Genomic DNA, 12,332 nt, shown 5'->3' with positions numbered 1-12,332 from the left:
CTGAACAGAGGAATGCACTGATGTCCCCGTCCCGGGAGAGTCATCTGGTCGAGCTGGTGGACGAGACGGGTCAGCCCGTCGGCTCGACCACCGTGGCCACGGCCCACCAGCCACCAGGCCGGCTGCACCGCGCCTTCTCCGTGCTGTTGGTGGCACCGGACGGTCGGGTACTGCTCCAGCGCCGCGCCGCGATCAAGACCCGGTTTCCGCTGCGCTGGGCCAACTCCTGCTGCGGCCATCCGCAGCCGGGCGAGCCCCTGTCCGTGGCGGCCAACCGTCGACTCGACGAGGAACTGGGTGTCGGGCCGGTTCCGCTGACCGAGGTCGGCGTGCACATCTACCGGGCCGAGGACCCGGCCACCGGGCGCATCGAGGTCGAGTACGACCACGTCCTGCGCGGCGAGTTCCGGTCGGACGAGCCGCTGCACCCGGAACCGTCGGAGGTCGCCGAGCTGCGCTGGACGGACCCGGTGACCCTGGCCACCCAACTGATCGAGGATCCCGATTCGTACGCCCCGTGGCTCGGCGGGGTGCTGGACCGGCTGTTGCACCCGTCGAGCCCGGCCCAGCTGCCCCCCAGCGACCCGTCGGAGCGGTCGGGTGGCCGATGAGGCGCTGAGCGCCGGGGCGGTCGCCCGACGGCTCGGTGTCGCGGTCACCACGCTGCGCACCTGGCACCAGCGGTACGGCCTCGGGCCGAGCCAGCACGTCCCCGGCCACCACCGGCGCTACACCCCGGCCGATCTGGCTCGGCTGGAGATCATGCGGCGGCTCACCGCCGAGGGAGTCAACCCGGCGGAGGCGGCCCGCTGGGCCCGGCAGGCACCGGACCCGGTGTCCGCCCGCACCCCACGCCCGGTCCGGTCCACCCCGGCGCGGGCCGGCGGTGGCGCGACCATCCCGGTACGCCGAGCCGGCCCGGTGGCTCGCGGCCTGGCCCGAGCCGCGATGCGGCTGGACGCCGAGGTGATCAGCGAGACCATCGCCCGGTCGATCGCCACCGACGGGGTGGTCGACACCTGGGACCGACTGCTCCGCCCGGTGCTGGTCGGCATCGGTGAGCGGCATGCCGCCACCGCCGCCCTGATCGAGGTGGAGCACCTGGTCTCCCGGTGCGTGTCGGCGGCGTTCGCGGCGGTCGTGGCAGGTTGTCCCGCCCCCGCCGGGCAGCCACCCCGCATCCTGCTCTCCTGCGCCGACGAGGAGCAGCACAGCCTGCCGCTGGAGGCGCTCGCCGCAGCGCTCGCCGAGGTGGGCGTCAACCATCGGATGCTCGGTGCGCGGGTGCCGGTGAACGCCCTGCTGGACGCGATCGACCGGACCGGGCCGGCCGCCGTGGTGATCTGGTCACACACCCGGGTCACCGGCGACCCGGCCCAACTGAGCGCGTTGCTCGGCGCCCCACGCCGACCGCTGCTGGTCATTGCCGCAGGGCCGGGGTGGCCGGCCGACAGTCTGCCCGCCGGTGTGGTCCACCCCGGTGGACTGGCCGAGGCGGTCTCGCTCGCCGTCGCCGTACGCGACTCACTGGACCGGTCCGCCGCGTCCTGATCCCTCGTCCCGGGAAGATGCCGCGCGCTACGACGCCCCTACCCGCTGCTATCCGCCGAAAAGGGGTGAACTAGCGTCGGGGTTTGCGTACCCGAACCCCTCTCGGGAGCGACCCATGCGTCCTCGTCTGCTGCTCGCCTGCCTCACCGGGCTGACTCTCCTGCTGTCCGGCTGCGGCGCGGGCTCCGCCGAGCCCAACCCGACACCCGCCGACGCACCCCCGTCGGCCGCCCTGCCGGACCCGCCCGCCCCACCGAGCCCAACCGCCTCGCCGAAGCCCAAGCTGCGGCCGCTACCGGCCAAGCTGCCGGCCGGCCTGGTACGCACCACCGGGGGCAAGAAGGTGGCGCTCACCTTCGACGACGGTCCGGACCCGGCCTGGACACCGAAGGTGCTGGACCTGCTGAAGGCAGCCAAGGTCAAGGCCACCTTCTGCGTGGTGGGTACGCAGGTCCGCAAGCATCCCGAGCTGGTCCGCCGGATCGCCCGGGAGGGCCACCAGCTCTGCAACCACAGCTGGAACCACGACCTCAACCTGGCTCGGCGACCGGTTGCCGAGATCCGCGCCGACCTGACCCGGACGAACCGGGAGATCCGACGTGCCGTTGAGGACGCGAAGGTGCCGTACTACCGGCAGCCGGGCGGCCGGTGGACCGCCGAGGTGGTCAAGGTGGCCAAGCAGTTGGAGATGCGCTCGCTGCACTGGACGGTCGACCCGCAGGACTGGGCCCGGCCGACCGCCGCCACGATCCAGAAGCGGGTGCAGCGGGCCGCCCGGCCCGGCTCGGTGGTCCTGCTGCACGACGGGGGCGGCAACCGGGCGGCCACCCTCGCCGCCTGCCCGAAGGTGATCGCCGCCCTCAAGCGCGACCACGGCATCACCCGGCTCCGCTAACCCCCTCCTGACCTGCGGCTTCATGAGCGCCTGCGGCTGGTGGCATACCGGTTTGGTCGTCCGGTCAGCCATCACGTATGCTTTCCAAGCCTCCGGCGGGGCCGGATGGGAGCAAGTCCGCACAGAGTTGCGAATGTGCAATGATGGCGGGGCCGCCCTCATCGTCTAGCGGCCCAGGACGCCGCCCTTTCAAGGCGGTAGCACGGGTTCGAATCCCGTTGGGGGCACGGTCCGGCTTCGGCCGGAGGCAACACCAGCAAGGTCCTGTGGAGCAGTTGGAGTGCTCGCCGCCCTGTCAAGGCGGAGGTCGCGGGTTCAAGTCCCGTCAGGACCGCAAGCGCTGACCGCCGCGCGCACCACGCGCGGCGTTCTGCGTATCGGGACAGGTGACCCAGTCGGCGGCGATCCCGCCGGGTAACATGGCCCGAGCAGCACGGCCAGGTAGCTCAGTTGGTACGAGCGTCCGACTGAAAATCGGAAGGTCGGCGGTTCGACCCCGCCCCTGGCCACATAGCCTTTCGCCGGGCTACAGAGGTCCCCACCAGCGGAAACGTAGGTGGGGATCTTGCTGTATGCCCTCACTTCGCAGCCCTCGGGCACCTGTCGGTGCTCGCCGTCGGCGCTGCGACCCGGGCCCTGAGCAAGCTGCGCAGTCGGACAGCAGCCGGTATGGTCCGGGCGTATGGGAGACCGGCCGCCCGACATCCGACAGGAGCACGAGCGGTTCGCGCTGCGGACCACGGCGCTGGTCCCCGCGCCCGTGGAAGCCGCGTACGAGACTTTCACCACCAGGCTCACCGACTGGTGGGTGACGGAGTACACCTGGTCCGGCCCGGACGTGCTCGCCGAGTTGGGCATGGAGCCTCGGGCCGGCGGGATGCTCTATGAGATCGGCCCCTACGGCTTCCGCAACGACTGGGGTCGGGTGCTGATCTGGGATCCGCCGCGTCGGCTGGTTTTCACCTGGCAGATCGGCCCGGATCGGGCACCGGTGCCGGACCCGGCGCGGGCCAGCGAGGTCGAGGTGATTTTCACACCTGCGGCCGTCGGCACCCTGGTCGAGGTCTCACACCGGCATTTCGACAGGCACGGCGAGGCAGCCGAAGGCTATCGGCAGGCGCTCACCGCCGGGTGGCACGAGCTGCTCTCCCGGTTCGCCGCGACCGCGGTCGCCGAGCCGGCGTGAGGCCGGGCCAGCCCGGCCGTGGGAGCGTTCAGGTGGAGCGGTGCCGCAGAGTGGCGATGGTCGAGCCGGCGAGGGTGAGCAGGCATTCGGGCAGCAGGCCGTCGGCCGCCGCCGCACCGAACAGCGCCCGGGCCGTCTCCAGGTCGGAGTTGGCGTACGCGCTGACGAAGCGCGCCACCCAGCGGGCGTCGTACTCGGCCTGGTCGATGCCGGGGAAGTCGAGCGCGCAGGCGCCCGGGGGCACCGGATCACCGACCATGGTCGCGGCCAGGCACCACGCCACGTCGTACGCACCGGTGAGGCCGTCCCGGTCGACGACCGCGTCGAAGGTCCCCACCACGGCGTCGGAGTCTCCGTCGAGCGCCGAGCTGAGGATCGCGGTGGCGTCGGCAAACGTCTGCTGTGGCGAGTCGGTCACGCACCGCACAGTAGGCGTGCCGGTCAAGGAGACCGCGATCGTCACTCTCCGTACATAAGCTAGGCGACCTGCGGATAGACGACCCTCCACGGTCCCGTCGTCCGGGTCGGCACGTTAGTCTGCGCAGCGGACCTTCGCGGAGGAAGGACGACAATGCACATGTCACGCGGTACGCGGGGCGCCGTCATGGCGGTCTGCGCCACGCTCCTGCTCGCCACCAGCGCTTGCGGGGATGACCAGCCCGAAGAGGCGACCGCCCACCAGGTGCGCCTCTACGGCACCGACGGCAACATGTCCAACTCGTACGCGGAGGAGCTGGGCGATCGAGCCAACCTGGTCGATGGCATGAAGGGCACCACCCCGCTCACACCGCTGCCCGAGGACTTCAAGAAGCGGCTACTGTCCGTCGATCCGAAGTTGGACGGCTTCCTCTACGCCGCCGAGTCATACGACGCGGTGGTGATCAGCGCGTTGGCCGCTGAGGTCGCGGGCACCACCGATCCGACGGCCATCGCCAAGCAGATCGTCGGGGTCACCAACACCGGCACCCGCTGCGGGACGGTGGCCCAGTGCCTGCGCCTGATCCGCGAGGGCAAGGACATCGAGTACCGCAGCGTCTCGATCACCCGGGCCGGGTTCACCGATGTCGGTGAGCCGGCGACCGCCAGCTACGCCACCCTGCACTTCGACGGGCAGCAGCTCAACGACGCCAAGACCGAGTTCGTCGGCGCCGGTGACGAGTCCGCGGCCAGCAACAAGCGACCGCCGCGCGGTAACGCCTCCTCGTCCCCCGACGGGCCGCTCGTCATCGGCGGACTGTTGCCCAAGACCGGTGACCTCGCGATCGCCTACCCGCCGCTGGCCGCCGGCGCGGCGCTGGCCATCAAGGAGATCAACGCGGCCGGTGGGGTGCTCGGCGAGGAGGTGGTCTGGGTCGACGGTGACGACGGCACCAACCCGGCGATCGCCAAGGCGACCGTCGCCCGGCACGTCGACGGCGGCGTCCACGTGATCATCGGTGCCGGTGGCTCCGGGATCTCCGCCGCCGTGCTGGAGGACGTGGTGAAGGCGGGACGGATCCTGTTCTCGCCGTCGAACACCGCGGCGAACCTGACCGAGGTCGACGACCGCGGCCTCTACTTCCGCACCGCACCGCCGGACGGGCTCCAGGGTCGGGCGCTGGCCGACGTGATCCTCCGGGACGGCCCGCAGAAGATCGCGATCGTGGCCCGTAAGGACTCCTACGGTGAGGGTCTGCAGGGCATCGTCCGGGCTGAGCTGGAACGGGCCGGGTTCGGCGGCGACAAGGTGAAGCTGCTCGGCTACCAGCCCGGCGAGGACGCCAACGCCGCGCCGATCGACTTCAGCGCCGGCGCCAAGGAGATCAAGGACTTCGGTGCCGACGCCGTCCTGATCATCGGGTTCGGTGAGTCCGCCGCCGTGGTCCGGGCCCTGGCGGACGCCGACGTACCGCTGGCGGCGCTGGCCAACAGCTGAGCGCACCCGCGACGGCCGCACCGACACCCGTCGGTGCGGCCGTTTCCGGTTGTCTCAGCGTCGCCGGTCGAGGAATTCGGTCATCCGGCGTCGCTTCTCCTCGTCCTCGAAGAGCACCGCCTGGCTGACCAGGTCCAGCTGCGGGTGTGCGGCGGCCGGTGCGTCGACGGCGAGTTTGGTCAGCCGCAGCGCCAGCGCCGAGCCCTTGGCCATCTCGTCGATGAGCGCGTGCGCCGCCGGCAGCAGTTCGTCCGGGGTCGCCACCACCCGGTTGACCAGGCCGATGCGCAGCGCCTCCGCAGCGTCCACCCGCCGCCCGGTGAACAGCAGTTCCTTGGCCCGGGTCTCACCGACAAGCGCCGGCAGGCGGTAGGTCGCGCCGGCACCGGCCAGAATGCCCAACCGCACCTCCGGCTGGCCGAACACCGCCCGCTCGGTGCACACCCGAAGATCGCAGCCGTACGCCAGCTCGGCGCCACCGCCGAGCGCCGGGCCGTCGACGGCGGCGACGGTCGGCATCGGTAGCGCCCGGATCCGGGCGAAGGCCGCCGAGTTGATCGCGGCGAGAGCGTCCAGCCGGCCGCGCTCGCGCAGTTGGGCGATGTCCGCGCCGCCCGCGAAGATCCCGTCGGTGCCGCCGGTCAGCAGCAGCATCCGGGGACGGGCCTCCAGTTCGGCGCAGACCTCGTGCAGCGCCGCGATGAGGTCGGCGTCGATGGCGTTGCGCTTCTCCGGCCGGTCGAGGGTGACCACCAGCCGGTCGGGAAGCTCCTCGACCCGTAGCCCGGCGCTCACCGTGTCGCTCCCGGCGCGGCGTCGGAGGCCGGATCGGTGGTCGGGGCGGCCGACTCGGTGCCGCCCGAGCGGACCCCGTCGACCCACTGGTAGAAGCCCTGGCCCGACTTCTTCCCCAGGCGGCCCGCCGCGACCATCTCCACCAGCAGCGGCGGCGGCGCGAACCGGTCGCCGTACGCGGCCTGGAGGGTACGGGCGATGTCGAGGCGCACGTCCAGGCCCACCAGGTCGGTCAGTTCCAGCGGGCCGATCGGGTGCCGGTAGCCGAGCGCCATCGCCTTGTCGATGTCGGCCGGGCTGGCCACCCCGTCGGCGACCATCCGGATGGCTTCCAGCCCGAGGGTGACCCCGAGTCGGGAGGTGGCGAAACCCGGCATGTCGCGTACGACGACGGGGTCCTTGCCCAGCCGGTCGGCGAGCGCGCGGGCCGCCTCGGTGGTCTCCGCGGCGGTGGCCGGGCCGACCACGATCTCCAGCAGCGCCATCGCCCAGACCGGGTTGAAGAAGTGCAGCCCGCAGAAGCGCTCGGGCCGGGCCAGTTCCCCGGCCAGCTCGGCGATGGCGATGCTTGAGGTGTTGCTGCCCAGCAGGGCGGGCTCCAGTCGCTCCGCCTCGGCCAGCACGGCCCGCTTCAGCTCCAGCCGCTCCGGTACCGCCTCGACGATCACCGCCGGTTCCGGGGCGACCTCGCCGAGCCCGGCCCGCAGGGTGACCGAGGCGCGGTTGGCGGCGGCCTGCTCAGCGGTCAGCTTGCCGCGCTGCACCGCCCGTTCCCAGAGTTGGGCGAGCCGTTCGACGGCCGCCTCACCGCGGGCCCGGTCGAGCTCGACCAACTCCACCGCATAACCCGCGCCGGCTGCCACGTACGCGATGCCCAGGCCCATCGTGCCGGCACCGACCACGACGAATCGCTGTGTCATCGATCCACCACCGCTCCGTGACGGCCCTCGGCTCCCGCGTGGCCGATGGCGCGCGGGATCGCCGCCACGCCGGAGCCGGTCCGTACCCTCCGCTCAGTCATGGTGCGACCCTATGCAGCACGATCATCGTCGCGTGCGTGGGGGCGGGCGAGATCGGGTAGGAACCGCTGACAACCAAGGGAAGGGACGAACTGATGAGCCAGGCACCGGAGACCGGTACGGAGGCCCAGGAGACGGTCGAGACGCGCGGCGACGAGCGTGTCGAGTTGCTGCGCGCCGACACCAACAACGACGGCCGTACGGACGTCTGGGTGGTCGACACCGACGGCGACGGCAAGGCCGACCTGTTCCAGTTCGACACCGACGGCGACGGCAAGGTGGACGTCACGATGGTCGACATCGACGAGGACGGTCAGCCCGACGAGGTCGTCGACGGCGACGGTGGCCTCCCCCCGGAGCAACTTCCCCCCACCGTCCAGGTCTGAGTTGTAAGGAAGGGCCCCCTGTTAACGCCTCCGGTATAGCAAGGGGCCCCTCTTAACGTTCTCGCCCGGTCAGCCGGGCAGCCGCAACGTAGCGAGATAGTACGGAGCGTCGCGATCGTCGATGTCGGCCAGTCGCCAGGCGGTGCCCCGGACCAGGTCGGCCAGCTCGTCCGGGGAGCAGACCAGGTAGTCGAACCAGGTGGTGGCCAACTCGCGGTACCGCAACCGCAGCCGTAGCTGCCCGCCGAGTCGGCCTCGACGCCGGTTCTGTTCGTGGTAGCCGGTGTGCACCCGGTCGCGGGTGCCGTACGGATCGGTGCCATGGGCGATGACCTGCGCACCGGGGTTGGCCATCGCGGCCAGCGCGGCGAGGAAGGCGGGTGCCCGTTCTCGCCCCTCCAACAGCCCCAGGTTGTTGCCGAGCAGCAGAAACGTGTCGTAGCGCCGCCCGCTCGCCGCGTGCTCGTCCACGGTGCCGTGCACCAGTTCCCGTACGCCCCGACGGCGGCACACCGCGAGCGCGCCCGGTGAGATGTCCAGCCCGGTGACCGGCACGCCGCGCTCCTGCAGCAGCAGCGCGATCCGCCCGGCGCCGACGCCGATGTCCAGGGTGGCGCCGCGTACCCGGTCCACGGCGCGGTGGTCGTGCGGTTGCCACTCCTGCGGCCCGTCGAGGTACTGCGCGGCCGGTGCCCCGTTGATCAGCCCGTCGTCGCGTTCGATGATCTCGATGACCGGGCGGGGTACGCGCCCGCCGGCCAGCGGTCGGGGACCGATCCCGGTGGCCACCGCCAGCGTGTCGCGCAGCAGTTCCCCGAAGACGTCACCGATTCGTGGTTCTCCCGTCACACCTGCCACGCTATCGGCCTGCTCATTGCCCGTCCGCGCCCGTACGCTGAGGGGGTGACCACGTTGGACCGCCTCGCGGCGGAGAAGTACATCCTCCTCACGACCTTCCGCAAGGACGGCCGAGCGGTGCCCACCCCGGTCTGGGCGGTTCGCGACGGCGACGCCCTGGCGGTGTGGACCGCGTCGGACGCCGGCAAGGTGAAGCGGATCCGGCGCAGCGGAGAGGTCACGGTGGCGCCGTGCGACGTCCGTGGCCGGCCGCACGGCGCGGCGGTACCGGCCCGGGCGACCCTCTACGACCCGGGCGCGACCGAGCACATCCGCGGCCTGATCAAGCAGAAGTACCGGATGATCGGCCGGCTGACCCTGCTCGGCAGCCGGCTGCGTCGTGGGCAGGGCGGGACGGTCGGCATCCGGCTCGAACTGACCGACCCGAACTGACCGGACCGGACCGGGCAGCGTGTCCCGACATGCGCAAGGGCGGCGGATCTGACGATCCGCCGCCCTTGCGCTCAGCTCTGTTATCTGTCGTGCAGTCAGTCCCCCTGGCGCTGCTGCGGGATCTGACCCTGCAGCAATGCCCTGACCTCCGACTCCCGGTAGCGACGGTGGCCGCCCAGGGTCCGGATGGCGCTCAACTTGCCAGCCTTCGCCCAACGGGTCACCGTCTTCGGGTCGACACGGAACATCGACGCCACCTCGGCCGGTGTAAGTAGCGGCTCTGGTTCGTGCGTTCGCGATGCCATCGGTCACTCCTCCACATGTATAGACATCGGCCGGGGTCCCGCCGGCCGACGCGTCTCCCATGGTCCGGCTAGTCCCCGATGTCCGACATGGGCCGAACGGCCGAACGTCCCTAGACGGACGGATGAACCATGCCCGATATATAGGACTTTTACACGCCAGAAGCTACCTTATTCGGACTCATGATCACGGTTCGTGATGCATCAACTACGAAGGAGCCTCGTGTTGTGGCCCGACATTGATGGACAATGCCCCACTAATTGCCCCGGCACGCCGGGCTAGTTGCACCGCTCCAAAAGTTGCACGGCACGCCACCGGGCGACCAGCTTGTCGTACGCTGCGGACGCCTCCTCCGCCTCGCCCTGGGACAGCCCGGCCAGCCCCGCCGCGACCAGCTCCGGCGAGTCGTCGTCCGCCAGTGTCTCGTCCGAGAGCAACTCGACCAGGCCGCCGTAGTCCAACTCGACCACGGAACCCGGGTGGAACTCCTCCAACCACCGGGCCGCCTCCTCGACCGCCTCGGTGATCGGGGCGTCCCCGATCGACTTGCGCAGCACCGACAGGGCCCGCGAGGAACGACGCCGCGCCTTGGATATCTCCGTCCGGAACCGCAGCGCCCGACGCCCCGGCGCGGTCACGTGCTGCCGCTCCTCCGCCTCGAACAGCACGAACCAGCGCAGCGGCACCCCCCAGGTGGCGACCTGCTCGTGCACCCGGGGCACGCCGCGCTCCAGCACCCGAGCGCCGCTGCGCCAGTCCTCCACCACCGCCTTGGCCTGCCCGGCCAGCACCGGCGGGACGAAGGCGTCGGCCAGCACCGGTGGGACGCCGTCGCGCGCGCTCAACGCCGCCTCGGCCACCCGGATCCGCAGGTTCCACGGGCACACCAGCAGCGTCTCGTCCGTCTCCAGGACGTACGCCTCCTCGGGCAGGTCGGGCAGCCGGGTCCAGCCGGCACCGAGCGCCTCGATCACCGAGGTCCGCTGCCGGCCCGGCCCTTCCACCGGCGCCACTGCCCGCCCCTGTTCGACGTAGCGCCGCCAGTACGCCTGGCGGTCCCGGTCGAAGGCGGTCAACGGCTCGTACACGCGCAGGTATGAAGCGAAGAGCGACGGCACGGCGCGATCCTCCCACGAATCGCAGGCCGAGCGTTGCTCGGCGTCATCGTGGCCGTGAATGGGTGCCCGCTGGACGGGACGAGGTGCTCGCGCAAGCAGGCCGAGGTCAGCCGATACTAGGCTCGCTACACCGGCAGCATCCCCGCCGGCAGTAGAACCAGGTCCGCGTCCCACAAGGGCGCCCACCGACACAGGAGCCAGTCATGGGCGTATTCGCCAGCACCGACGACCCGGAATCCACCGGCCACGAGCAGGTCGTGTTCTGCGAGGACAAGCAGACCGGCCTGAAGGCGATCATCGGCATCTACTCCACCGCGCTGGGCCCCGCGCTCGGTGGCACCCGCTTCTACCCGTACGCCAGCGAGGAGGAGGCCCTCGCGGACGTCCTCGACCTGTCTCGCGGCATGGCGTACAAGAACGCCCTCGCAGGTCTGGACCTGGGCGGCGGCAAGGCGGTCATCTGGGGCGATCCGGCGCAGATCAAGACCGAGGCGCTGCTGCGCGCGTACGGCCGCTTCGTGGAGTCGCTGGGCGGGCGCTACTACACCGCCTGCGACGTGGGCACCTACGTACCGGACATGGACGTGATCGCCCGCGAGACCCGGTACGTCACCGGCCGCAGCGTCGAGCACGGCGGTGCGGGCGACTCCTCCATTCTCACCGCCTGGGGCGTCTTCCAGGGCATGCGGGCCGCGGCCGAGCACGTCTGGGGAGTGCCGACGCTGCACGGCCGACGGGTCGGCGTCGCGGGCCTGGGCAAGGTCGGCAAGTATCTGGTCGGCCACCTGGTGGAGGACGGCGCCGAGGTGGTCGCGACAGACGTCAGCCCGCAGGCACTGGAGTGGGCCCGGACGACCCACCCGCAGGTCTCGCTCCTCGACGACGTCTCCGCGCTGGTCGCCGCCGACATCGACGTGTACGCCCCGTGCGCGCTCGGCGGCGCGTTGAACGACGACACGGTGGCGGCGTTGCGCGCGAAGGTGATCGCCGGCGCGGCCAACAACCAGCTCGCCCACCCGGGCGTCGAGAAGCTGCTGGCCGACCGGGGCATCCTCTACGCACCGGACTACGTGGTGAACGCCGGCGGTGTGATCCAGGTCGCCGACGAGATCGAGGGCTTCGACTTCGAGCGGGCCAAGTTGCGCGCCACCCGGATCTACGACACCACCCGGGAGATCCTCCGGCTCGCCGACGCCGACGGCGTCCCGCCGGCGGTGGCGGCCGACCGGCTGGCCGAGCGGCGGATGGCCGAGATCGGCCGACTGCGCGCGATTCACCTGCGCTGACGACTCACCGGCGAGGGCGGGGCCGTTGGTCCCGCCCTCGACCGTCGTTCCCGGCTAAGCTGAGGATACGACGCATTCGTGAGGTTTCACCCCGTGTCACGACCGTTCCCGGCATCGCTCCTTACCGGGTACAATGGGTGACGACCGCACGACCGCAACGCGCGGTGGCGGTCGACGGTAACCCGAGGTGCCGAACGGTGGCATCCCCATGTACCGTAAGAGCCACGAGAGATGCCTGACGTCATCGGGGCCCGCCTTCGGGCTGCCCCGCATTCTGTGCGAGGGGGTCGAGCCATGGGGCGCGGCCGTGCTAAGGCCAAGCAGACAAAGGTGGCGCGGGAGTTGAAGTACCACTCCCCGAACACCGACCTCGCCGCCTTGCAGCGAGAACTCGGCGGCGGCGGTAAGTCGGACCGCAACTTCGACGACGACTACCAAGAGTACGTCGACGATGACGAGGACCATGCCGAGGACGACCCGGACAAGTGGGTACGTCCGACCCGCTGACCCCCGGTCACATCTGAGCACGCGGTAACTCCCCGCGTGCTCACGTATGTGCCCGCTAGGCGGCGTAACACCCGACGATCC

General features: G+C 71.2%; 15 protein-coding genes and 3 tRNA genes. 12 read left to right on the top strand and 6 right to left on the bottom strand.

Going from position 1 to position 12,332, the window contains the following annotated elements:
* Positions 1 to 20: 20 nt before the first annotated feature.
* The 7 genes from idi to VAB18032_RS00950 all read left to right on the top strand — a co-directional run bounded on the left by idi (position 21) and on the right by VAB18032_RS00950 (position 3,632).
* A complete protein-coding gene (gene idi / locus VAB18032_RS00980; protein ID WP_013730891.1) occupies positions 21 to 611 on the top strand; it encodes an isopentenyl-diphosphate Delta-isomerase in 591 nt (196 codons plus the stop codon).
* A complete protein-coding gene (locus VAB18032_RS00975) occupies positions 601 to 1,551 on the top strand; it encodes a MerR family transcriptional regulator (RefSeq protein ID WP_013730890.1) in 951 nt (316 codons plus the stop codon). Before idi ends, VAB18032_RS00975 begins: the two co-directional genes overlap by 11 nt.
* Before the next feature lie 115 nt (positions 1,552 to 1,666).
* Positions 1,667 to 2,446 carry a polysaccharide deacetylase family protein gene (locus tag VAB18032_RS00970; RefSeq protein WP_013730889.1) on the top strand — a complete coding sequence of 260 codons (780 nt, stop codon included), beginning with the start codon at positions 1,667 to 1,669 and terminating at the stop codon, positions 2,444 to 2,446.
* Between the two features lie 154 nt (positions 2,447 to 2,600).
* Positions 2,601 to 2,673, top strand: a tRNA-Glu gene (locus VAB18032_RS00965).
* 33 nt (positions 2,674 to 2,706) lie between these two features.
* Positions 2,707 to 2,780, top strand: a tRNA-Asp gene (locus VAB18032_RS00960).
* A 101-nt stretch (positions 2,781 to 2,881) separates the two neighbouring features.
* Positions 2,882 to 2,955: transfer RNA gene (locus tag VAB18032_RS00955), tRNA-Phe, on the top strand.
* A 173-nt stretch (positions 2,956 to 3,128) separates the two neighbouring features.
* Positions 3,129 to 3,632 carry an SRPBCC family protein gene (locus tag VAB18032_RS00950; RefSeq protein WP_013730888.1) on the top strand — a complete coding sequence of 168 codons (504 nt, stop codon included), beginning with the start codon at positions 3,129 to 3,131 and terminating at the stop codon, positions 3,630 to 3,632.
* 28 nt (positions 3,633 to 3,660) lie between these two features.
* On the opposite strand, the gene VAB18032_RS00945 is transcribed toward VAB18032_RS00950, so the two are convergent.
* Positions 3,661 to 4,050, bottom strand: a complete 390-nt coding sequence (locus tag VAB18032_RS00945; protein WP_013730887.1) for a hypothetical protein — start codon at positions 4,048 to 4,050, stop codon at positions 3,661 to 3,663.
* A 153-nt stretch (positions 4,051 to 4,203) separates the two neighbouring features.
* On the opposite strand from VAB18032_RS00945, the gene VAB18032_RS00940 reads away from it, so the two are divergent.
* Positions 4,204 to 5,547 carry an ABC transporter substrate-binding protein gene (locus VAB18032_RS00940; protein ID WP_013730886.1) on the top strand — a complete coding sequence of 448 codons (1,344 nt, stop codon included), beginning with the start codon at positions 4,204 to 4,206 and terminating at the stop codon, positions 5,545 to 5,547.
* 54 nt (positions 5,548 to 5,601) lie between these two features.
* Here VAB18032_RS00940 and VAB18032_RS00935 read toward each other — a convergent pair whose 3' ends face one another.
* Positions 5,602 to 6,342 carry an enoyl-CoA hydratase/isomerase family protein gene (locus VAB18032_RS00935; RefSeq protein WP_043722567.1) on the bottom strand — a complete coding sequence of 247 codons (741 nt, stop codon included), beginning with the start codon at positions 6,340 to 6,342 and terminating at the stop codon, positions 5,602 to 5,604.
* Positions 6,339 to 7,262, bottom strand: a complete 924-nt coding sequence (locus VAB18032_RS00930) for a 3-hydroxyacyl-CoA dehydrogenase family protein (RefSeq protein ID WP_013730884.1) — start codon at positions 7,260 to 7,262, stop codon at positions 6,339 to 6,341. The genes VAB18032_RS00935 and VAB18032_RS00930 overlap by 4 nt, the downstream gene beginning before the upstream one ends.
* 194 nt (positions 7,263 to 7,456) lie before the next feature.
* On the opposite strand from VAB18032_RS00930, the gene VAB18032_RS00925 reads away from it, so the two are divergent.
* A complete protein-coding gene (locus VAB18032_RS00925) occupies positions 7,457 to 7,747 on the top strand; it encodes a hypothetical protein (protein ID WP_013730883.1) in 291 nt (96 codons plus the stop codon).
* A gap of 69 nt (positions 7,748 to 7,816) precedes the next feature.
* Here VAB18032_RS00925 and VAB18032_RS00920 read toward each other — a convergent pair whose 3' ends face one another.
* Complete coding sequence (locus VAB18032_RS00920; RefSeq protein WP_013730882.1) at positions 7,817 to 8,596, bottom strand: class I SAM-dependent methyltransferase; 780 nt, start codon at positions 8,594 to 8,596, stop codon at positions 7,817 to 7,819.
* 54 nt (positions 8,597 to 8,650) lie between these two features.
* Between VAB18032_RS00920 and VAB18032_RS00915 the strand changes: the two genes are divergently transcribed.
* Positions 8,651 to 9,037 carry a PPOX class F420-dependent oxidoreductase gene (locus tag VAB18032_RS00915; RefSeq protein WP_013730881.1) on the top strand — a complete coding sequence of 129 codons (387 nt, stop codon included), beginning with the start codon at positions 8,651 to 8,653 and terminating at the stop codon, positions 9,035 to 9,037.
* Between the two features lie 95 nt (positions 9,038 to 9,132).
* Here VAB18032_RS00915 and VAB18032_RS00910 read toward each other — a convergent pair whose 3' ends face one another.
* Both VAB18032_RS00910 and VAB18032_RS00905 read right to left on the bottom strand, forming a co-directional pair.
* Entirely contained in the window at positions 9,133 to 9,342 is a 210-nt protein-coding gene (locus VAB18032_RS00910; protein ID WP_007073996.1) for a BldC family transcriptional regulator, read from the bottom strand.
* 276 nt (positions 9,343 to 9,618) lie between these two features.
* The gene (locus tag VAB18032_RS00905) at positions 9,619 to 10,458 is read right to left on the bottom strand and encodes a DUF8083 family protein (RefSeq protein WP_013730880.1); all 840 of its coding nucleotides are present in this window, start codon (positions 10,456 to 10,458) and stop codon (positions 9,619 to 9,621) included.
* A 203-nt stretch (positions 10,459 to 10,661) separates the two neighbouring features.
* Between VAB18032_RS00905 and VAB18032_RS00900 the strand changes: the two genes are divergently transcribed.
* The gene (locus VAB18032_RS00900) at positions 10,662 to 11,744 is read left to right on the top strand and encodes a Glu/Leu/Phe/Val family dehydrogenase (protein WP_013730879.1); all 1,083 of its coding nucleotides are present in this window, start codon (positions 10,662 to 10,664) and stop codon (positions 11,742 to 11,744) included.
* A gap of 294 nt (positions 11,745 to 12,038) precedes the next feature.
* Positions 12,039 to 12,251 (top strand): DUF3073 domain-containing protein, encoded by a 213-nt coding sequence (locus VAB18032_RS00895; RefSeq protein WP_043719245.1) that lies wholly within the window; start codon positions 12,039 to 12,041, stop codon positions 12,249 to 12,251.
* Positions 12,252 to 12,332: the final 81 nt, after the last annotated feature.

The organism is Micromonospora maris AB-18-032 (assembly GCF_000204155.1).
Taxonomy (GTDB): Bacteria; Actinomycetota; Actinomycetes; order Mycobacteriales; family Micromonosporaceae; genus Micromonospora; species Micromonospora gifhornensis.
Note: the sequence above shows the minus strand (reverse complement) of the source record. Positions and strands in the feature narration are given on the sequence as shown.

Bases quoted from the DNA above. Each gene is read 5' to 3' on its own strand.
- VAB18032_RS00910 (WP_007073996.1), bottom strand. From the start codon at position 9,342: ATGGCATCGCGAACGCACGAACCAGAGCCGCTACTTACACCGGCCGAG.
- VAB18032_RS00940 (WP_013730886.1), top strand. From the start codon at position 4,204: ATGCACATGTCACGCGGTACGCGGGGCGCCGTCATGGCGGTCTGCGCC.
- VAB18032_RS00950 (WP_013730888.1), top strand. From the start codon at position 3,129: ATGGGAGACCGGCCGCCCGACATCCGACAGGAGCACGAGCGGTTCGCG.
- VAB18032_RS00925 (WP_013730883.1), top strand. From the start codon at position 7,457: ATGAGCCAGGCACCGGAGACCGGTACGGAGGCCCAGGAGACGGTCGAG.
- VAB18032_RS00900 (WP_013730879.1), top strand. From the start codon at position 10,662: ATGGGCGTATTCGCCAGCACCGACGACCCGGAATCCACCGGCCACGAG.
- VAB18032_RS00895 (WP_043719245.1), top strand. From the start codon at position 12,039: ATGGGGCGCGGCCGTGCTAAGGCCAAGCAGACAAAGGTGGCGCGGGAG.
- VAB18032_RS00970 (WP_013730889.1), top strand. From the start codon at position 1,667: ATGCGTCCTCGTCTGCTGCTCGCCTGCCTCACCGGGCTGACTCTCCTG.
- idi (WP_013730891.1), top strand. From the start codon at position 21: ATGTCCCCGTCCCGGGAGAGTCATCTGGTCGAGCTGGTGGACGAGACG.
- VAB18032_RS00930 (WP_013730884.1), bottom strand. From the start codon at position 7,262: ATGACACAGCGATTCGTCGTGGTCGGTGCCGGCACGATGGGCCTGGGC.